The organism is Saliphagus infecundisoli, assembly GCF_020177375.1.
Classification (GTDB): Archaea; Halobacteriota; Halobacteria; order Halobacteriales; family Natrialbaceae; genus Saliphagus; species Saliphagus infecundisoli.
The window spans coordinates 1-18,429 of record NZ_JAIWHV010000015.1 but is presented as its reverse complement, the minus strand read 5'-3'; the positions used below and the strand labels follow the sequence as shown (position 1 = coordinate 18,429).

The 18,429-nt window shown below is 63.0% G+C and carries 20 protein-coding genes and 1 pseudogene; 7 read left to right on the top strand and 14 right to left on the bottom strand.

From position 1 onward, the window contains the following. Positions 1 to 136 precede the first annotated feature (136 nt). From LCF40_RS15240 to LCF40_RS15230, 3 genes are all read left to right on the top strand, one after another. Positions 137 to 1,150, top strand: a complete 1,014-nt coding sequence (locus LCF40_RS15240; protein ID WP_224829096.1) for an aldo/keto reductase — start codon at positions 137 to 139, stop codon at positions 1,148 to 1,150. Between the two features lie 86 nt (positions 1,151 to 1,236). Beyond that, positions 1,237 to 2,580 (top strand): NAD(P)H-dependent oxidoreductase, encoded by a 1,344-nt coding sequence (locus LCF40_RS15235; protein WP_224829095.1) that lies wholly within the window; start codon positions 1,237 to 1,239, stop codon positions 2,578 to 2,580. A gap of 290 nt (positions 2,581 to 2,870) precedes the next feature. Further along, positions 2,871 to 3,080, top strand: coding sequence for a hypothetical protein (locus LCF40_RS15230; RefSeq protein WP_224829094.1), 210 nt, complete (start codon positions 2,871 to 2,873; stop codon positions 3,078 to 3,080). Between the two features lie 98 nt (positions 3,081 to 3,178). Here LCF40_RS15230 and LCF40_RS15225 read toward each other — a convergent pair whose 3' ends face one another. From LCF40_RS15225 to LCF40_RS15200, 6 genes are all read right to left on the bottom strand, one after another. Continuing rightward, a complete protein-coding gene (locus LCF40_RS15225; protein ID WP_224829093.1) occupies positions 3,179 to 3,556 on the bottom strand; it encodes a Rieske (2Fe-2S) protein in 378 nt (125 codons plus the stop codon). After that, positions 3,553 to 4,668 (bottom strand): amidohydrolase family protein, encoded by a 1,116-nt coding sequence (locus LCF40_RS15220; protein ID WP_224829092.1) that lies wholly within the window; start codon positions 4,666 to 4,668, stop codon positions 3,553 to 3,555. Before LCF40_RS15220 ends, LCF40_RS15225 begins: the two co-directional genes overlap by 4 nt. A 199-nt stretch (positions 4,669 to 4,867) precedes the next feature. Beyond that, positions 4,868 to 5,530: an oxygen-binding di-iron domain-containing protein gene (locus LCF40_RS15215; RefSeq protein ID WP_263623721.1), complete on the bottom strand. Its 663-nt coding sequence runs from the start codon at positions 5,528 to 5,530 to the stop codon at positions 4,868 to 4,870. Positions 5,531 to 5,612: 82 nt separating this feature from the next. Next, positions 5,613 to 6,419 carry an oxygen-binding di-iron domain-containing protein gene (locus LCF40_RS15210; protein ID WP_224829090.1) on the bottom strand — a complete coding sequence of 269 codons (807 nt, stop codon included), beginning with the start codon at positions 6,417 to 6,419 and terminating at the stop codon, positions 5,613 to 5,615. A gap of 553 nt (positions 6,420 to 6,972) precedes the next feature. Beyond that, positions 6,973 to 7,641 carry an aspartate/glutamate racemase family protein gene (locus LCF40_RS15205; protein WP_224829089.1) on the bottom strand — a complete coding sequence of 223 codons (669 nt, stop codon included), beginning with the start codon at positions 7,639 to 7,641 and terminating at the stop codon, positions 6,973 to 6,975. Beyond that, a complete protein-coding gene (locus tag LCF40_RS15200; RefSeq protein WP_224829088.1) occupies positions 7,641 to 8,651 on the bottom strand; it encodes a PLP-dependent cysteine synthase family protein in 1,011 nt (336 codons plus the stop codon). The genes LCF40_RS15205 and LCF40_RS15200 overlap by 1 nt, the downstream gene beginning before the upstream one ends. Positions 8,652 to 8,870: 219 nt before the next feature. Here LCF40_RS15200 and LCF40_RS15195 point away from each other — a divergent pair, with 219 nt between their 5' ends. After that, a complete protein-coding gene (locus LCF40_RS15195) occupies positions 8,871 to 9,911 on the top strand; it encodes an N-acetyltransferase DgcN family protein (RefSeq protein WP_224829087.1) in 1,041 nt (346 codons plus the stop codon). Between the two features lie 100 nt (positions 9,912 to 10,011). Here the strand turns inward: LCF40_RS15195 and LCF40_RS15190 are convergent, their stop codons facing one another. Beyond that, positions 10,012 to 10,578, bottom strand: coding sequence for a DUF4870 domain-containing protein (locus LCF40_RS15190; protein ID WP_198667892.1), 567 nt, complete (start codon positions 10,576 to 10,578; stop codon positions 10,012 to 10,014). A gap of 319 nt (positions 10,579 to 10,897) precedes the next feature. Here LCF40_RS15190 and LCF40_RS15185 point away from each other — a divergent pair, with 319 nt between their 5' ends. Further along, positions 10,898 to 12,007, top strand: a complete 1,110-nt coding sequence (locus tag LCF40_RS15185) for an SPFH domain-containing protein (protein WP_224829086.1) — start codon at positions 10,898 to 10,900, stop codon at positions 12,005 to 12,007. A 457-nt stretch (positions 12,008 to 12,464) separates the two neighbouring features. After that, a complete protein-coding gene (locus tag LCF40_RS15180; protein ID WP_224829085.1) occupies positions 12,465 to 13,157 on the top strand; it encodes a helix-turn-helix domain-containing protein in 693 nt (230 codons plus the stop codon). Positions 13,158 to 13,264: 107 nt separating this feature from the next. Here LCF40_RS15180 and LCF40_RS15175 read toward each other — a convergent pair whose 3' ends face one another. From LCF40_RS15175 to LCF40_RS15155, 5 genes are all read right to left on the bottom strand, one after another. After that, positions 13,265 to 13,501 carry a hypothetical protein gene (locus LCF40_RS15175; RefSeq protein ID WP_157972364.1) on the bottom strand — a complete coding sequence of 79 codons (237 nt, stop codon included), beginning with the start codon at positions 13,499 to 13,501 and terminating at the stop codon, positions 13,265 to 13,267. A 90-nt stretch (positions 13,502 to 13,591) separates the two neighbouring features. Next, a complete protein-coding gene (locus LCF40_RS15170; RefSeq protein ID WP_224829084.1) occupies positions 13,592 to 15,250 on the bottom strand; it encodes a potassium channel family protein in 1,659 nt (552 codons plus the stop codon). 179 nt (positions 15,251 to 15,429) lie between these two features. Then, complete coding sequence (locus LCF40_RS15165; RefSeq protein WP_224829083.1) at positions 15,430 to 15,591, bottom strand: DUF8143 family protein; 162 nt, start codon at positions 15,589 to 15,591, stop codon at positions 15,430 to 15,432. Further along, complete coding sequence (locus tag LCF40_RS15160) at positions 15,591 to 15,809, bottom strand: zinc ribbon domain-containing protein (protein ID WP_114577124.1); 219 nt, start codon at positions 15,807 to 15,809, stop codon at positions 15,591 to 15,593. The genes LCF40_RS15165 and LCF40_RS15160 overlap by 1 nt, the downstream gene beginning before the upstream one ends. Before the next feature lie 167 nt (positions 15,810 to 15,976). Beyond that, a complete protein-coding gene (locus tag LCF40_RS15155) occupies positions 15,977 to 16,435 on the bottom strand; it encodes an RDD family protein (RefSeq protein WP_224829082.1) in 459 nt (152 codons plus the stop codon). A gap of 214 nt (positions 16,436 to 16,649) precedes the next feature. Here LCF40_RS15155 and LCF40_RS15150 point away from each other — a divergent pair, with 214 nt between their 5' ends. After that, complete coding sequence (locus LCF40_RS15150) at positions 16,650 to 17,696, top strand: hypothetical protein (protein ID WP_224829081.1); 1,047 nt, start codon at positions 16,650 to 16,652, stop codon at positions 17,694 to 17,696. Positions 17,697 to 17,705: 9 nt separating this feature from the next. Here the strand turns inward: LCF40_RS15150 and LCF40_RS15145 are convergent, their stop codons facing one another. Continuing rightward, entirely contained in the window at positions 17,706 to 17,849 is a 144-nt protein-coding gene (locus LCF40_RS15145; protein WP_224829080.1) for a hypothetical protein, read from the bottom strand. Between the two features lie 28 nt (positions 17,850 to 17,877). Continuing rightward, positions 17,878 to 18,240, bottom strand: a pseudogene (locus LCF40_RS15140) (transposase); the annotation flags it as partial. Between the last annotated feature and the right edge of the window lie 189 nt (positions 18,241 to 18,429).

Below are 18,429 nucleotides of genomic sequence, written 5' to 3'. Positions count from 1 at the left end.
TGCATGTCATCCATTATCTCTTGGACCACCCATATAACGCTACTCCCGGTCGAACGGCGTGAACGGAACAGAACCTCCAATCGTGGTGATTGCCGCGCTACGTAGTTTTAATACTCTGCCGTTTGATGCCACACGTATGGCGTTAGATACCGTCTCGCTCGGACGGACCGGCATCGAAGTCAGCGAACTGTCGTTCGGAACGTGGCGGTTCGGACGCCGATTGATCGACGGCGAAGAACGGTACGACTCCGACGAGGGAATCATCGAAGTCGACGAGGAACGTGCGTACGAGCTCCTCGATACGTATGCCGACTACGGGGGGAACTTCATCGATACGGCCGACAAGTACGGCGACGGGCGTGCCGAGGAGTGGATCGGCAACTGGCTCGAGGAACGCGACCGCGAGGAGTTCGTGATCGCGACCAAGATCCACCGCCCCCGCCGAGGAGACGACCCCAATGGTCGCGGGTTAAACCGGAAACACGTGCGCAACCAGATCGACGTCTGTCTTGATCGGCTCGGCACAGACTACATCGACCTCCTCTACTGTCACCGCTGGGACGACCGGACGCCCGCGATCGAAGTCATGCGCACGCTGGACGGGCTAGTCGAGTCCGGGAAAGTGAACTACCTCGGGCTCTCCTCGGGAAAACCCGACGCGTGGAAGATCGTCCGGGCCAACGAGATCGCTCGCCGTGAGGGATTCGAACCGTTTACCGTCACACAACCTCGATACAACCTCGTTGATCGGGAAATCGAGCCGAACTATCTACCGATGTGTCGCGAATACGGCCTTGGAGTCGTGCCGTGGAGCCCGCTCGCGTGGGGGTTCCTGACGGGGAAATACACTCGCGAGTCCACGGCGGAGAGCTCGACTGCATCCGTCGACGCCCGCTTCGAGGAGAATTACCTGACCGAGGAGAACTTCGATGCGCTCGACGTCCTGCTGGATGTCGCTGACGAGGTCGAGGCGTCGCCCGCACAGGTCGCGCTAGCCTGGCAGACCCACCATGCCGACATCACGGCGCCGATTGTCGGCGCCCGGACGGTCGAACAGCTCGAGGAGAACCTCGACGCGAGCGAGGTGGCGTTGTCGGACGAGCAGGTCGACCGGCTGACTACAGCAAAGGAGTTCACCCTTCCCGGGTAGAACCGATCACGTCCCTCCGAACTCGCCCGTCTCCCGAAACCGGTTACGTAGCACAACGACCACGAAGACTGCTTCACCCCATACTCATGTTGAACCTACCCACGAAGCTGAAGGCCCTCGACGATCCCATCCGCGTCGGCATCGTTGGGGCCGGACTGTTCGGAACGAAACTGGCTGATCAGATCGAGTGCGCCCCCGGCATGACCGTCGCTGCGATCGCCGATATCGAACCGAAGAAAGCGTCGGATACATTCACCGAGGCAGGCGTCAACGAGGCCGTTATCGAGGCCGAAACGGTTGAGGAGGCCGACCGCGCCATCAAACGGGGAGAGCGTGTGATCCTCTCTGATGGGCGTCTGCTCGCCGAGACCGACGTCAACGTCGTCGTCGAGGCGACAGGTGTTCCCGACGTCGGCGCACGACACGCGTACGCGGCGCTCGCTGAGGGGAAACACGTCATAAACGCCACCGTTGAGGCTGACACCGTCGTGGGCCCGGCGCTTGCTACCCTCGCGGATGAGCAGGATGTGACGTATTCGTTGGCCTATGGCGACCAGCCGGCCCTGATGGTCGAACTGTGCGATTGGGCACGCACGATCGGAATGGACATTGTGGCCGCCGGACGCGGGTCGATGTACGTCGACGAGTATCGCTTCGGGACGCCCGACGACGTGTTCGAGCGATGGGGGTACGATGACGAGTTTATCGACGAACACGACCTCAATCCGCGGATGTACAATTCCTTTCTGGACGGGACGAAGATCGCCGTCGAAAGCTGTGCGCTCGCGAACGCGGTCGGTCTCGAACCCGATGTCCCGGGAATGCACCTTCGAACCCTCGAAGCCCACGAAGTGCCCGAAACGCTTCGTCTGAAGGAAGACGGTGGGGTCCTCGACCAAACGAACACCGTTGAGGCGATCAGTTCGCTTTACTCCGACGGCTCGACGACGGAACTCGATTTGAGTTGGAGCATGTTCGTCGTCGCGAGGACGCCCAACCAGGCCGTACAGGAATATTTCTCCCAGAACCGTGGCCACGGGTTCTACGTCGCAAGCGACGGTGAGTACGTGTTCTTCTATCGCCCCCACCATCTGCCTGGAATCGAGACACCGGTGAGCGTTGCGAACGCGATGCTGAGAAACGAGCCGACTGGCGCCCCCCGCGGGCGCTACGCGGAGGTCGTGGGTGCAGCTAAGCGACCGCTCGAGCCCGGGACAGAACTCGACGGGGGCGGGGGATACACCACTTATGGGACGCTGGAAGCGGCGGAACGAGCCCGCGAGTGCGGGTATGTCCCGTTCGAACTACTCGACGGCGCGACTGTAACCTCCAGTATCGATCAGGACGACGTTCTGACCTATGATGACGTCGAACTCGAGGACTCGTTCATCAAGAAGCTCCGGGAGAACCCAAGCTCGGTATCTCATTGACATCCCTCGGCGCCTCCAGACGCGGGCGGATGTCAATAACGGAGACTCCGTCCTCACGGAGTCAGTTCTATCGTACTTTATAGGGCGTTGTGATGCGACCCAAACATTATATCAGGACCGGCCGAACTCAGCGCCGGTGATCGACGATAGTTGACCCCAAGAACCGACAGGCATTCGATGACGAGGATGAGCGACCGCGCTGGTGGCGACGCGCGGCCGCCGAGTTTGAGCGACACGATCTCCGCCCCTACCGGCCGCCGCGGTTCAGTGACGGGTCGCTGAAACACGAGGTGGTCGACCGCCTCGAAGACGAGTACGGCGTCGACGTCACGTTCGTCTGTTTCGACCCCGAACCGGCCGATAGCTGGGAGGTCCGGGTCGACGGGGCGCCGGTACTCGAGGTCGGACACCGCCGTCACCGGGCGGGATACTCGATCTTCGAGACCACCGCCGAGACGTTCGAGTCAACCATCCGAAACTGGCTCGAAGAGGGTGAGTGACGCTCCAAACCCATACATCGCCGGCGCCCTGGTCCGGCTTGCACAGTCACGCGAAACTCTGCGGACCTGTTCGAGCGGGAGTTCGGGAGACGAGTCTGTCAGGCAAGGACATAGACTTCGCCGTCCTCGACGGTGACATCGTATGTCGGGAGCCGGTATTTTGACCCCGCGATATGCTCTCCCGTCTCGACGTCGAACTCCCACCCATGCCAAGGGCAGGCGAGGATTTCCCCATCGCGTTCGTAGCGAAGGTCGCCGTCATCATCAGCCGTGAAATAGCCCATGAGCCGGCCCTCGCAGACGGGACCACCCATGTGGACACAGTGGTTGGCGAGCGCGTACAGGTCGCCGTCAACGTTGAAGACCCCGATCTCTCGGCCTTCTATCTCGACGAGCACGCGGTCCCCGTCATCGAGATCAGCTTCGTCGACGACGTAGTGGCGGGTCGGCCCGCGTTCGGTTTCGTCGGTGGTCATCGGAACCGGTACACCTCCGTGGCCGTCCCGCCAAATATCGCTTCGATCGCCTTGCGGTCGAATTCGCCGGTCAACTGCCTGAGGAGGTCATCGGCGTGATCGAAGTCGTGATGGGGATAGTCCGAAGCGAACATGAGGTTGTGTTCGCCGCCCATGAGACGGATCACCTGTGCCACGTAGCCCGGCTTGTCCATGCCCTCAACCGGCTGGCTCGTGAAGTAACATTGCTCGTCGACGTACTCGCTGGGCGGGCGTTTCAGGACTGGAGCGTCCTGACGCTGGCCGTAGTACTCGTAATCCAGTCGGTTCACGAGGTAGGGTACCCAGCCGAGTCCCGCCTCCTGAAAGACGATTCGGAGGTCAGGGAACCGTTCCGGGACGCCAGTGGTGAGCATGTGGGTGAGATTGACCATGTGTTGCATCGGGTGTGACACCACGTGAGTCGGCATGTGACGGCCGAACGCTTGGTGTTGGATCGGAAAACTGGTTATCGCTCCGCCCGAGACGTTGTGCAACAATAGCGGAAGGTCCGCGCGCTCACACGCGTCATATATCGGGTCGTACCGCCGGTCGCCCAGTGGTGGGTTCACACCGCCGCTGGGCAGGAACACCGCGGCAACGCTCGATTCGTCGGCGCGGTCATCGATCTCCTCGGCGGCGAGGTCGGGGCGCTGTGGAGCAACGACGGCCGACCCGTAGAGGCCGTCATCCTCACTGAGAAACGTATCGAGCAGGTACTCGTTGTAGGCGGTCGCGAGCGCGGCCGCCACCTGGTCGTGGTGGACCATTCCGAGCGCAAGCTGGATTCCGGGATCTAGCGAGACCCGATCGATCCCCAGAAGGTCCATACCCTCGCGTACATCCGCCGGCGTCGCGAGCTTCTCCTCGTTGAACACCCGCGTCCGGCCAGTGACGACCGACGGATGCAGGTCCCCCGACGACGGATACGGGTTGACGCCGCCGCTGTAGCTACTGCTCCCGACCAGCATCTTCTCCATCGGCCCGTCTACGTACGGCCGGATCTCTTCGATCCCTTCCGTTAGATGGAAATCTGCGTCCACTACTGTCGTGTTCAGATCCTCGACTGACCGGACCGCAGTCTGCGTCGGCATGCCATTGAATACCACAAGCTGGGAATAAAAGATTACGGTGTCCCGGACGGCCGATCAACGCCCAGAGACCGTCCGCCTGCTGGCTGCAGAGGCCGTGTCAGTCGAGGATATCCCTGACATCACCCCTCTTCTACCTGTAAGCACGTATTCATCAAGATAGCCGATTCCACTCAATTCTGATCGACACGGGCCTTGAATCTCAACCGACATCGTACTCGGCCGCTATCCGAGACAACGTCTCATATAGACGACTCAGATACACGTCCACGTCCTTACCTGTGATCGGATTGCCGTGGACCGGAGCAACTGCATTTATAGTAAATTCCGTAAAGATACTGTCGAGGGCCTTCTCGATTTTCTCTGGGTCGACATAGCGGAGCCACACGAGATTGTCACGATGGTATTCATAGATCTCTTCCGCCGGAATCATTTCATCAAAATCACTGGAAATAAAGCCGCATTGATTCGGCTCGTGGTAGTTTCCGAAGCCGTCCGCGGTAAAGAGGACGCCGTCGCTATGGTCATAGATCCAAGTCGTATGCGAGCGGTCGGCCAACGGTGGGTCAATGAAGCTGAGGGTTCGTCCTTTCACGTTCAGTCGGTCGCCAATACTGCATTTTCTCGCATCCGGCAGACCTTGTTGTTCCGGCGAACCTGAAGATGCAACGAGTTCGATCCCTTTAGTGTCTCCACCGAGCGAGCGAACGTTTCCGGCATGCGGATAATCGGAGTGCGACAGAATAATCGCGTCAAGGCCACTCCCGTCGGTTGCAACTTCAATTTCACTCGTGATTTTCTCGCGATGGTAGAACGAACCAGAATCGACGAGAACAACGTCATCACCTTCCTCAAGGAGATACAATGAGACGTGCTCGTGTTTCTCGTTATGATCGTAACACTGGGCTACCCATTTGACGGTCGGTGTTACTGACACGGTCATGATCTCATCCCAACGTTCCAATCCGACCCTGGTTGTCGATGGTTTGGGTCACGTCCTTCATCAATTCCATGTACTCCGATGCGTTTTCACGAATAACCAGACCGTGTGCAGGAGCAATGATTTCCGGATCGAATTTCTCGATGAGGTTGTCGATCTCCGCGTTCGTTTTCTCCACATCTACGTACTGGTACCAGAACAGGACGCGTCCGTGGAATTCGACGAGGCGGCTCGCATCGAACGTTCCGTCGAGTTCGTCAACGAAAAGCAAGGACTCCTCGTCTAAGTGGGGGAATCCCATCCAATCAACGGGAAAGAGCGTCTCGGTCTTTTGCTCGGTCATCCAGACGGATACTGGCGCATCGAGGAACGTCGCCTCGTGAAACTCCGCTACACGATTACCGAGGTCGATCGAATCACCCTCAGCTACCTGAAGACTTTCGTCGAGTTTGTAGAGTTCGTGATCATTGCCGTACGCCGGTGCAACTAAGGTGGTCTCGGAATGCTCCTCAAGGATAGCATACGTGTTTCCTGCGTGGGGGACGTCTGGATGGGAGACTACGAGGTAGTCTAAACCACGGGTTCCGACGAGTTCGTCGATCGCATCGAGGATTTGGTCAGTACTGGCAGGGGATAGCGTGTCGAATAGGAGCGTCTCGTTGTCCCCTTCGACGAGGTAAGCGCATTGTGGAACGTACGCTTCTCGCCCCGACTCGTACCAATCTGGTTTCCGCTCAGCCAGCTCGAACTGCTCTGTTCGATCCGATCCCGCCTCGTAAATCCAGTGAATACCTGGAGCGATTTCTCGATTCATACTGTTAGAGAGTGGTCTGAAGACCATAAAAAGTCAACGTCGGCAGCAGGACACATAATAGGGGATCGGCTGCGAGATCCGTAACCTCCGACGTATGGAAGACGGTACTCCACATAGTATAGGTATCCAATCTTATTCAAAATATTTCTATATATGAAAGAGTATGTATCAATCCGATACACTGTTATGTACTTTTCAAATCGAACGAAAAGGACTCACTACTCTCGGTGATTACGCTCAACAAATACGTCCTCTGGCAGATAGATCTTCGATACATGGGCCCACATTGTGCTACAGAGCAGGGACGAACGACTCAGTCTTATTAGATTTCCTAACCTATCTATATAATAAACTATAGCGCCTCTCTCCCGCTACCTTCAAACCTGGAAAAATTATATATTTATTCTTATTATTTCTCCTTCATCTCAAATTAAGTATCGGTTCTGGCGTGCTCAAGTGAACTACTCCACCCTACGTTCTCACCGATCGGACTATCCACGGTTCGGGTCCCTCGCCGAAGTAGTTCGTGGACACGTTCACCTTCAGATGGGATTCATCGCCACTCGACCGGTTCGGAAGCGAACTCGTGAACCACGTCCCGTGCGACGACTTCCACGGGATCGATCGTCGCTACCGGCAGAGACCACTTCATGGCCGAGAACTCCGTACAGCCCAGGACGACGGCATCCACCTCCGACGCGAACGCCTCGACGAGCCCTGCGATCGACGACTGGGCCGCCCGCTTCTCGCCGGCCTTGTAGCGATAGATCGCGTCCATCAGCGGCTCCATCGGCTCGGGATAGGCCACCTCGACCCCGTCCAGGAACTCCTCGTAGAGGCCGACGTCGCGGGCGGTCGTCGTCGAGAGCACCCCGACGCGGTCGTACCCGCGTTCGGCGATGGTCTCACACGTCGTCCGGATCATGTGGCGGACCTCCGCGTCCACCGCTTCGGCGACGTCGTCGTACCAGTAGTGGGTGAGGTTGCTCGCGATCACGATCGAATCGACGCCCATCGAATCGAGGGCCCTCGCGTTTTCGACCAACTGGTCGCCGACGTCGTCGGTCCCCCGGATCGCCTCGGTCCGGTCGGGAATCGTCGGGTCGTTGTAGACGATCGACTCGACGTGATCCTGGTCGCGTTCGGCGGGGGTGACCGCGAGCAGGGTCTCGAGGAAGTTCACCGTCGCGGCGGGGCCGACCCCGCCCAGGACGCCGAGCATCACCAGCCCTCGACCTGGTGGAAGTACTGTTCGGCGCCGTCGTGGACGACCGCGACGACGCGGGCATCGTCGTCCTCGGCCGTGATCGAGCGGGCGACCTCCAGCACCGCCCCGCTTGAGAGGCCGAGCAACAGGCCGTGGTCGGCGGCCTCCGACTTCGCACGGGCGACGGCGTCGTCGTCGGCGACCGACACCATCTCGTCGATCGCGTCGAACTCGATCGCCTCGGTCGTCCGGTACTGGCCCAACCCCTCGATCTCGGTCTCGTACTCCTCTCGCTCCTGGCCGTAGAAATCCCGGCTGACGTTCGAGTGCTCGGCATCGACGCCGACGATGCGGATCGAGTCGTCCTGCGTGCTCAGATACGCGCCGATCCCCGAGATCGTCCCTCCCGAGCCGGTCGCCGCGACGACGTGGCTCACTTCCCGATCCTCTATCTGGGCCCACAGTTCGGGCCCGGTCCAGGCGGCATGGACCTCGCGGTTCAACGCCCGCTCGTACTGGTTCAGATAGAGGGCGTCGGCGTCGTCGGCGCGTCTGGCGGCCTGTTTCTGGTAGTAGTCCTCGTCGTCGTGGGGAACCGCCGGAACCTGGATCAACTCGGCGCCGAGGGCCCTGACGAACCCCATCTTGATCGGGCTGGCCGTCTCGGGGCTCACAATGGTACAGGGATGGCCGAGCCGGTTACAGGCCAGTGCGACGCCGCCGGCCATGTTCCCCGAGGAGGCCTCGACGACCCGCTGGCCGTCGGCCAACTCGCCGCGATCCTTCAGAGCGAGGAGCATCCCCACGGCGAGTCGGTCTTTGTGCGAGAGCGTCGGCGACTGGCGCTCCATCTTACAGAGCACGTCGTCGGCCGGATGAGGGACTAGGGGCGTTCCCCCGATCTGCCCGAGGACGGGATCCGCCATTGGAAACGGCGGCCCGTCGGCCTTTCCGGCCCGATCGGCTGAGCCGACACCTTCGGCCGTCGTGAGATTGCCGTCGGCGAGTGGATCCGCGTCCGTCATCGGGGTCGCTCCGTGCGCTGACGACCGATGGCGACCACCGGTGGGCACTCTCCCAAGAACTCGTCCATGATCTCGTCAATGGACGTCCGTGAACAATAGCGTTCGCGCTTCGCAGGCAAGCCCTCGCCGACGCCGCGGGGACGCGCCGACGGCCGCTCGCACCCTCCGACCGGCCGACGCCCGGACAACACTGACATGCGGGCGCGGCGAGTGTCCGCTATGGCCCCAGCCTCGCGATTCGGCGATCGGATAGCGATCCTCGCACACGGCGGCTACCCCGACAACGGCAAGACGATGGAGGGGGTGATGCGCTACGGCGACTACGAGATCGCGGCCGTCCTCGCCCACGACCACGCCGGCTCTCGGACCCGCGAGTCGTTTCCCGACCTTCCGGACGCGCCGATTCGGGCGACGATGGACGACGTCGCCGAGCCCGTAGACGCGCTGTTGATCGGCGTCGCGCCGGTCGGCGGCGGGATCGACGACCGGTGGCGCGCCGACATCGTGCGGGCGCTCGAGCGCGGCTGTGACGTCGTCTCCGGGCTGCACGACCAGTTGAGCGAGGACCCGGAGTTCGCGGCCCTCGCGGCCGAGTACGACGCGACGATCCACGAACTCAGAGAACCTCCCTCGGAGCTCCCGGTCGCGAGCGGGATCGCCGAGGAGGTCGATGCGACGGTCGTCCTCACCGTCGGCACCGACTGTGCGGTCGGCAAGATGACGACGACGATGGAACTCGCCGCCGCCGCCCGCGAGCGAGGGATCTCGACCGGCGTCGTCGCGACCGGCCAGACCGGGATCGCGATCACCGGCCGTGGGATCGCCATCGACCGCGTCCAGGCCGATTTCGCCGCCGGCGCGGCCGAACAACTGGTGGTCGAGATCGGTGCGGACCACGACCTTCTCGTCGTCGAGGGCCAGGCGTCGATCGTCCATCCGGCCTTTGCCGCGGACTCGATCGCCCTGCTCCACGGAGCCAGACCCGACTATCTCGTGCTCTGTCACGACGCGACCAGGGAGAGTTATCACAACTTCGAGCCGGTTCCGCTGCCCGCGGCCGATCGGTACGTCGAGTGGTATACTTCGATCGCCGACCCCATTAGCCCGACCGAGGTCCTCGGGGGCGCCCTCGACACCTCCGACATCGACGAGGAGGCCGCCGCCCGAACCGCCGTCGCGGAGTACGCAGACCGGATCGGCGCGCCGGCCACCGACGTCATCCGCTACGGTCCGGAACCCCTGCTGGACGCCCTCGAGTGAGGTCCGGACCGACGATCCGCTCTCGTCCGGTCCGGAGAATCGATCGGCTGCTTAAATCGAGCGCCTTTCGGCCCCGTCTCGGGGCCGCCAAGCCCTTTCCCTAGAACTCCGACTCGAGGGGATCCGCTTCGCTGGGGGCGTATCGCCGGGCGTACGGCCCCACGTATGGCACTTCGTACTCGTTTCCGGTGTAGGCATTGTACATCAGGAACAGCCACACGACGAATCCAAGGGGCGTAATCAAGAGCAGGGCGAGCCCGAGGACCGCCGAGATCAGCCACCCGAGCACCGGAATGATCGCGAACACCGCGGTCGTCATCGAGAGGACGATCCCGACCACAAATAGGCCGCCGAACAGGATCGTGCTCTGGGCGGCGTGAAACCGTACGAACGGGTTCTCGTCTTCCAAGACGTAAAACAGGATCCCGGTCAGGGGCCCGAGCAGATAGCTCAGTGCCCCGGCCACGTTCTCGTCTAGGCCGGTTTCAGTGCCGACGACCGTCGAGCGCTCCCGGGTCGGGTCATCCCCGGACTCGGTGAAATCACTCTCGCCGGTGTCCGTGAACCCGCCGGTCTCGACCTCGAGATCGTCGTCGTCATCGATCGGGTCGTCGTCATTGAGCGAGTCGTCCTCGCTATCGATTGAATCGTTTGGATCGGTTCCCATTGGTATCCCTCGAACACTGTACGTTCCCACACAATATAACGATAGTTGTGCCCGGTTCTGTCGAAGAAGGCTCATCGGCTGCTCTTGGTGGTGTCCTCACGGTCAGCGTCGCCGGCTGGCCACGGAGGCCTGCCTCGCGCCCGGCAGTCGTCTACTCGCGAGCGCCCACGCGAGATGTGAACTACCCCGCCCTACTCGCGCCTCCCGTTCGGTCGGCGCTCGCTGAGGAAGGGGGCTTAGCACCTCGATTCAGCCAATCCGCGTCCCGGTCCCGAGACGGGGCGAAGAGTTATCTATCTGAGACCTTTCTTTAGCGGTAATGATTGACGTGATACCCCTTCCGTTACAGAGTGCGGAGTTGGCCGTCGGCGTCGGCACGCTCGTCCTCCTCCTCGCTGTCATCACCGTCTGGCAGACGGTGACGTTCGTCGACGCCTACGAGCGCGGTGCGCTCACCGTCTTCGGGGAGTACCGCAAGCTCCTCGAGCCGGGCCTGAACGTCGTGCCGCCGTTCGTCTCGACGGTCCACCGCTTCGACGTCCGGACCCAGACGCTCGACGTCCCGAGCCAGGAGGCGATCACGCGGGACAACTCGCCGGTCACCGCCGACGCCGTCATCTATATCCGGGTCATGGACGCCAAACGGGCGTTTCTCGAGGTTGACGACTACAAGCGCGCGGTGTCGAACCTTGCACAGACGACCCTTCGTGCGGTGCTCGGCGACATGGAGCTCGACGAGACGCTCAGCCGGCGCGGGCACATAAACGCCCGAATTCGCAAGGAACTCGACGAGCCGACCGACGAGTGGGGCATCCGGGTCGAGGCCGTCGAGGTCCGGGAGGTCACCCCCTCCCAGGAGGTCACGCGTGCGATGGAACGACAGACCTCCGCCGAGCGGAGTCGGCGCGCGACGATCCTTGAGGCCCAGGGCGAACGCCGCAGCGCCGTCGAGCGCGCCGAGGGGAACAAGCAGTCGAACATCATCCGCGCCCAGGGTGAAAAACAGAGCCAGATCTTAGAGGCCCAGGGGGATGCGATCTCGACCGTTCTCCGGGCCAAATCCGCCGAATCGATGGGCGAGCGCGCGATCATCGACCAGGGGATGGACACCTTGCGGGAGATCGGCCGGTCGGAATCGACGACGTTCGTCCTGCCCCAGGAGCTGACCTCGATGGTCGGGCGCTACGGCAAACACCTCACCGGTAGCGACGTCGCGGAGGGCGACGGAAGTCTGGAGAGCCTCGAGTTCGACGCGGAGACCCGCGAGCTGATCGGGCTCGACGACATCGCCGAGATCATCGGCGAGATCGACGCGGAAGCCGAGATGGACCTAGAGGAACTCGAACAACAGGCCCAGGCGGTCAAGGAGGGCGTGGACGCGCCCGGACCGACCGGCCCCGCCGACGCGGCCTCTCGCGACGGCGAGTAGCCGGGACGGCGGGCGTCCGGCACCGCGGACGACCGGTGTTCGCGATGGGGTCGACCCTCGGCGCTGGCTGGGGCGTGTGGACCGTGCGTCGGGAGCTGGTCCGGCGTCTCACCGTCGACTCCGCCGCTTTCGGTACGTCCAGGCGTCGTGGTGCCCGTTCCATCCCGTTTCAGCCACGCTCCGGTTTCTGGCGTGTCGTCGACGCTACCGTTCGGATCCGAGAGCGGCGGGGTCTCGGTGTCCCCGATGCAGACTATCGGACCCGACGTAAACTGTCGGACAAGTCAAGGCCACAAGGCAACCGAGCGGGTGGTGTATCGAAAGACAGGATCGATCCGGGTGGCCACGCGGTGTCGGCCCGGCACCTATCCGCTTTCCCCATGACTCATACCCAACTAGCCGGCAGTCACGGCGTGTCGCTCGCGTATCGGCCGCTCCGAACCCGGGGTGAGACGGCGTGACGACCGTCACCGAACTCGCCCTTACCTCCGGCGACGTCGCGCTCGCAGAGACGTTCGAGGCCCTGCCCGACCTCGAGATGCGGATCAAAAGCGTCGTCGCCGAGGGACCAAAGCAGACGATGCCGCTGGTCTGGATCGCCGGCGAGCCCAAAGCCGAGATCGAGGGCGCCCTCTCGGGCGATCCGTCGGTCGAGCGGTTCGACTGCCTTCTGGCCGAGGGAGACGACGGCGAGTGGCTCTACCGGGTCGAGTACGCTTCGGGGATCGGTGAGCTGTACTCGGCGATCGTCTCGAACGACGGGACGATCCTCGACGCGCAGTGTTCGGCCAGCAACTGGACGGTCCGCCTCCTGTTCCCCGAGCGGGACCGCCTCTCTGCGGCCGTGGGCGAACTCGAGGAGCAGGGGATCACCGTCGACGTCAGACGGATGGTCGAGGCGGGCCGCAACGCCGACCTGGATGCGACCGCGGCGCTTACCGACGCCCAGGAGGAGGCGATCAACGAGGCCTACGAGCGGGGCTACTACGACGTTCCCCGCCGGATCTCGCTGGAGGACCTCGCTGCCGGACTCGGGATCTCCCATCAGGCGCTCTCCGAGCGCCTCCGGCGAGCGAACAAGGTCCTCGCCAGCGAGCAGATCGGCGAGGCCGGCCGGGGCGGCGCCACGACTGAACGGGCGGCTCGCTGACGACACTGCCCCGCTCGCGTTTCGTTCTCCCGGGAGACGGCGGAGGGCCACGAGAACCCCGCCGACCCGAAGGGGGACTCGCTGTCCGTGCGGTGTGAAACCGCTCTCTAGGGATCGTCGACCACGAACTCCTCCATCGAGTCCCCGTACCCGATCGTGGCCCGCTCGACCCAGCACTCGGCGTGGGGTTGCATTTCGAGGATCGCCTTCCACGCTCCCTGGGGACCATCGTGGGGGACGACCCTGACGCGGCGACCGGTCAGCTCGTCGTCCCGCTGGTCCCACAACGACCACTCCATCAGCACGTGCGCCTCGGCGCGATCTCCCGTGTCGGACGGAGTCATCCACACGATGGTTCGGGAGTCGGCGGGGAGAACGTGGTGCCTGTACGTGCCGGCGACCCGTCTCTCGCGCCGAAGCCGTCCGGTCTCGGATCAAGGAGTGTCGACCGTTCGCTCGAACTCCTGGATCGCCGCGTCGCTGCCCGCAACGAACACGTCGTCGTCGGCCTCGATGGTGGTTCGCTCGTCAGTGTGGACGGTGCCACCGCGCGAGAGGCCGATCACGGTCCATCCACGCTCGGTGTTGCGGCGAGCCTCTTCCAGTCGCTGCCCGGCGAACGGAGCGCCCTCGGCCCGAACGAGACGGATCTGGCTCGTCGGATCCATGACTCGTTCGCCGTGGACCTCCGTCGCGACCAGTCGAGCCGAGACTCGCTGAATGGCAAGGACGTAGTCGGCACCCGCTCGAAACGCCGGTCTCACTTTCTCCGTGTCGTTTACACGCACGAGGATCTCCACCTCGCTCGACAGCGAGCGGGCGATAGCGATCGTCAGCAGGGCCGTCGAGTCGTCGTCGACGGTCACGATGAGTGCCGAGGCCTCCTCGATACCGGCGTCGTGAAGCGTTTCGGGCTCGGTCACGTCGCCGACGATGTCGGGCGTCCGGTCGGCCGAATCGTCGATGGTCGTCACCGAGACGTCTTCCGGAAGCGCCTCGAGGGCTGCGGTGCCCCCTTCCCCGAAGCCGGCAACGATGACGGTCGAGGACCGCTCGATGCGCCGGGAGCGACCGCCCGCGATCTCGTTTGCCACGTCGTCGATCTCGCTTTCGGGTCCGGCGACGACCAGGACCGTGTTCGGCGTGAGTTCGTCGTCGGCTGCGAGCGGGAGACGCAACTCGCCGTCGAACCAGCCGGCGACCAGCGTCAGATCCGGGTGGGCCGTGATCGGCGACTCGTCGACCCTGGCGCCGTGGAGCGGGCTATCCCGCCGGACGAGTATCTCACGGACGTCGATATCGTCCGCATCCGACCGCTCGTCGATCGTGACCGGGAGCGTCGCTTTCTCCGCCAGCCGCCGGCCGATCAGCGCGTGGGGAGGGATGCTTCGGTCGACGCCGAGTTCCGCAAGCGCCCGCTCGCGGCGCGTCGACTCCGTGAAACTGATCACGCGCAGGTCCTCGTTTGCTTCCAGTGCGGTCAGGACGATGCTCGCGGTGTTGTCGCCGGCGTCGGTGATGAGCAGCGACGCTCGCTCGATCGTCGCACGATCGAGGTCGTCTCGCTCCTCGGGGTCTCCCTTGATCGCCTGATAGCCGTCGTCCGAGAGGCGCTTGGCTTCCTCCTCGTCCGACTCGATGAGCGCGTAGTCGATGCCGAGCTCCTCGAGTTCCTCAAGGAGGAGGTCGGTGTCACGCCGGTACTCCGCGATGACGACGTGGTCGGACTTGCTCGTGAGCCGATCGTCAAGGTTCAGTGGCGTTCGTTCGTACAAGGGGATGATCAGGACGCGCAGCGTGACGAACCCGATGACGACACCGCTCACCTGAATTATCGTCATCAACACGTTCATCCCCGGCGACGTCCAGCCCGCATCCCCCCCGAACCCCGTCGTCGTCAACGCCTGGACCACTACCTGAACCGATCGGAAAATGGACTGGGGACGGTCCTCGAGCGTTCTCATTCCCCAGTTGTAGGTGATCGACAACACGAGGACGACCGAGACGAGACCGATCACGAACCCCAGTAACAGTCGCTGTCGGTTCGTGAGATCCCGTGGATGTACCCCCTCGATGTTCCGCAGTTCGCGCATTCAGTGGCCTCCGATCACACCAAGACAGCCGGACTCCATTAAACGACGGCCTGTTCCTGAGACCTCTCTGAAACGGTAGCAGACGGACTCTCCGGTCACTTCCGGATCGTCCGGATGTCGGTGTCGAGAATCGCCCGCTCGGTCTCAGCACACGGTACGCAGTGTGTCGCCCTCCGCGCTCAGTCGTACTGGTCCTCAGGCGTGTCCCTGCGCGCGACGCGCTCGGCGTCCTCGCGACCCATCGTCTCGCGGTCGTCGTGTTCGGCGCGGACGAGCAGGTACAGGCCGAGGGGCGCGATGATCGCGACGGCGCCGAACAGGACCAACACTGCACCCGCCATCACCCGAGAAAGACGTCGACGATATCGCTCGACCCGGACGTGGCGTTCCGGTACAGTTCCGAATACCCGCAGTTCGTACACGACACCACCTCGAAGCTGTTCGTCTGAACGTCGAACATCTTCGAGAGCCCGCCGCCGGTCGTGGAGATCTCGCCGACGTCCGTCTCCGTGTGGCCACACTTGGGACACCCTCGCTCGCCGCCGACTTCGGAACCCATACACCAACATTCGATGACATGTATAAAACGGTTGGGGCAACGTTACTGGCCCGGAAAGAGAAACGAGCAGGCGTCCGCTTCCTCCGACCCACTCCTCGCCGTGATCGAGAGCCATCGGCTCGACGAGACGGACGGCCTCTCCGGACTCCTCGACTCCCCGCGGCCGGCTACGGGCGGACGACGCGCGTGTTCCCGAGGCGGTCGCCGAGTCGCGTCGGCTGCTCCGAGAGGACGAGCGCCCCGATGCCCACGAGGTAGAACGCGGGCAGCCAGTCGACGAGCCGCAGGACGTTCCGGACAAACGACGCCCGCAACGACGGCGCCGACCCGTCGCTGGCCGTCACCCGGACTCTGACGAGATATTTGCCGATCGTTTTGCCGAAGCGCCACTCGAGGAGCGTGTGGTAGCCGACCGACAACCCGAGCCAGAGGACCAGCGCCACGAGGGCAAGGCTGCCGCCGAGTTCCGTATTGACGCCGTTCGCGCTGGTTTCCGACTGGCCGGCGATGAGTCCGACGAGGGTGATGGCGGCGATGAAGAGCAGGAACCAGACGACTGTATCGATCGCCATCGCGACGCCCCGGATGCCGACTCCACACTGCGTCGAGTCATCAGTTCCGTCCATTGGCAGTTCGCGATTGGGAGGACGACGGGGAAAACCCGCTGGCGGAGTTTCTCGGCCTGAAACCGCCCGGCGAGCGCTGCGATCGATGCTGGCCGGTTCTCCGCCCATCGGTGCCTTCCCTCGCGTCGACCACGCACGTGTCGACGAGACGCTCGTGGCGAGTCCGTGCTCGGGCCGACCACAACTATACAGCGGTCCCGGGGAGACGGAACGTATGTTCGGATCTGGCCGCCACACGCGAGTCGGGATCGAGGACGAGACGGTCACGATCAACGACGCGCCGACCTACGAGGGACGGACCCACGAGGGACGATCGATCGAGGGTCGCCTGTTCAACTCTCGAATGATTCAGGCCCTGTTCGACGATGCGAACCCGGAGACGGTCGACAACTGGGCGTATCCGGACACGGACACCTGGGATCCCGAGCGAAACGTCGGCGAGTTTCTGGCCGCGATGCCGGAGTGGTACGCCCACGGACTGCGGGCGGTCACCATCAATCTGCAGTGTGGCAGCCCGGAGGGCTACTCGAGCGACCAGCCCTGGATCGTCTCGGCCTATCGGCCAGACGGCAGCCTGAAACCCGACTGGCTCGGCCGGTTGCGGCGGGTGCTCGACCGGGCGGACCGGCTGGGCATGGTCGTGATCCTCGGGCTGTTCTACTTCGGCCAGGATGACGTGCTGGAAGACGAGACGGCGGTAACGAACGCCGTCGACAACGCCATCGAGTGGCTCCTCGACGAGGGATACACGAACGTCGTGATCGAGGTGGCCAACGAGTGCGATATCCACTACGACCACGACGTCATCGACGTCGGACGGGTCGCCGAGCTGATCGAGCGCGTCCGTACCATCGAACGGGATGGATTCAGCTACCCGGTCGGGACGAGTTTCAGTGGCGGAACGGTGCCACCGGACGACGTCGTCGCCGCCTCGGACGTCGTCCTGTTGCACGGCAACGGCGTCGATGACCCGGCTCGGATCCGCGAGATGGTCGCCGAGGTACGGGATCGGCCGTCCTACGAGCCCCTGCCGATCGTGTTTAACGAGGACGACCACTTCGGGTTCGGCTCGGTCAGTAATCTGGACGCCGCCATCGAGTCGGGAGCCTCGTGGGGGTATTTCGATCCCGGTCACAACGACTACTGGCACGGCTACCAGTCACTACCGGTCCGGTGGGACTCCAACACCGCCCGCAAGAAGGCGTTTTTCGGCTATCTCGCCGGGGTCACCGGTCCCGAGGACGGATCTCCGTCCTCGTAGTCAGCCGTATCAGCACGTCCCACCGCCGCCACCGGCCGCGCCGGCGCCGGCACAGCTCGCGGCGCTCGCACTGGCGCCCGCGGCGGCGGCCGTTCCCCCCGACGACGAGGGCCGCGTTGGTCGTCCGGCTATGACATCCTCCCCGTCGTTCACGACGGGGTTTCCTCCGTGGGAGTCTCGGCTATGCCGATTCCTCGAAGGCAACATTCCCGTCGCGGTGGACGGTACTCGAGTCTGTGCGCTGTTCTTCGGGACTTTCGTGAGGGTGTGGTCTCCCCGACCATTCGTGGTCGTCCCACTCGAACCGCACGGGCCGTGCCATCGGCCTGACTGCTTTTTCTGTATGCCGCTTCAGGAACGTTTCTGACGCTGTAAGGTCGGCGTGACCTTCGAACCCACACGGACAGGTGAGCGTGTCTTGATGCCGTGTCGTTCGGTCTGTCGAACCGCACTGTGGACACTCCTGACTCGTCCACGCTTCCGACCGAACCTCTATCGAGATACCGTATTCCTCGGCAGTACAGGCGAGTCGTTCGGTGAATTGCAGAGTGTGAAGATGAGAATCCCCACCACGCCGAGAACTCTTACGAGAAATACGGGAAATACCTGTTGCGTTCTGAGTTGATAAAGCTGGGGAGAGCGAGACCACTGCGAGGGGCACTGGAAAGGGGTGTGTAGACTGCGCAAGCTCAACCTGATGCGAGCAAATAGACCCAGAACCAAGAGATACGTC

What these genes read in the sequence shown, in the direction of transcription:
- LCF40_RS15195 (WP_224829087.1), top strand. Translation starts at nt 8,871, where the DNA reads ATGGCCCCAGCCTCGCGATTCGGCGATCGGATAGCGATCCTCGCACAC.
- LCF40_RS15155 (WP_224829082.1), bottom strand. Translation starts at nt 16,435, where the DNA reads ATGGACGGAACTGATGACTCGACGCAGTGTGGAGTCGGCATCCGGGGC.
- LCF40_RS15220 (WP_224829092.1), bottom strand. Translation starts at nt 4,668, where the DNA reads ATGCCGACGCAGACTGCGGTCCGGTCAGTCGAGGATCTGAACACGACA.
- LCF40_RS15165 (WP_224829083.1), bottom strand. Translation starts at nt 15,591, where the DNA reads ATGGCGGGTGCAGTGTTGGTCCTGTTCGGCGCCGTCGCGATCATCGCG.
- LCF40_RS15210 (WP_224829090.1), bottom strand. Translation starts at nt 6,419, where the DNA reads ATGAATCGAGAAATCGCTCCAGGTATTCACTGGATTTACGAGGCGGGA.
- LCF40_RS15160 (WP_114577124.1), bottom strand. Translation starts at nt 15,809, where the DNA reads ATGGGTTCCGAAGTCGGCGGCGAGCGAGGGTGTCCCAAGTGTGGCCAC.
- LCF40_RS15150 (WP_224829081.1), top strand. Translation starts at nt 16,650, where the DNA reads ATGTTCGGATCTGGCCGCCACACGCGAGTCGGGATCGAGGACGAGACG.
- LCF40_RS15185 (WP_224829086.1), top strand. Translation starts at nt 10,898, where the DNA reads ATGATTGACGTGATACCCCTTCCGTTACAGAGTGCGGAGTTGGCCGTC.
- LCF40_RS15175 (WP_157972364.1), bottom strand. Translation starts at nt 13,501, where the DNA reads ATGACTCCGTCCGACACGGGAGATCGCGCCGAGGCGCACGTGCTGATG.
- LCF40_RS15205 (WP_224829089.1), bottom strand. Translation starts at nt 7,641, where the DNA reads ATGCTCGGCGTCCTGGGCGGGGTCGGCCCCGCCGCGACGGTGAACTTC.
- LCF40_RS15200 (WP_224829088.1), bottom strand. Translation starts at nt 8,651, where the DNA reads ATGACGGACGCGGATCCACTCGCCGACGGCAATCTCACGACGGCCGAA.
- LCF40_RS15190 (WP_198667892.1), bottom strand. Translation starts at nt 10,578, where the DNA reads ATGGGAACCGATCCAAACGATTCAATCGATAGCGAGGACGACTCGCTC.
- LCF40_RS15240 (WP_224829096.1), top strand. Translation starts at nt 137, where the DNA reads ATGGCGTTAGATACCGTCTCGCTCGGACGGACCGGCATCGAAGTCAGC.
- LCF40_RS15170 (WP_224829084.1), bottom strand. Translation starts at nt 15,250, where the DNA reads ATGCGCGAACTGCGGAACATCGAGGGGGTACATCCACGGGATCTCACG.
- LCF40_RS15235 (WP_224829095.1), top strand. Translation starts at nt 1,237, where the DNA reads ATGTTGAACCTACCCACGAAGCTGAAGGCCCTCGACGATCCCATCCGC.
- LCF40_RS15225 (WP_224829093.1), bottom strand. Translation starts at nt 3,556, where the DNA reads ATGACCACCGACGAAACCGAACGCGGGCCGACCCGCCACTACGTCGTC.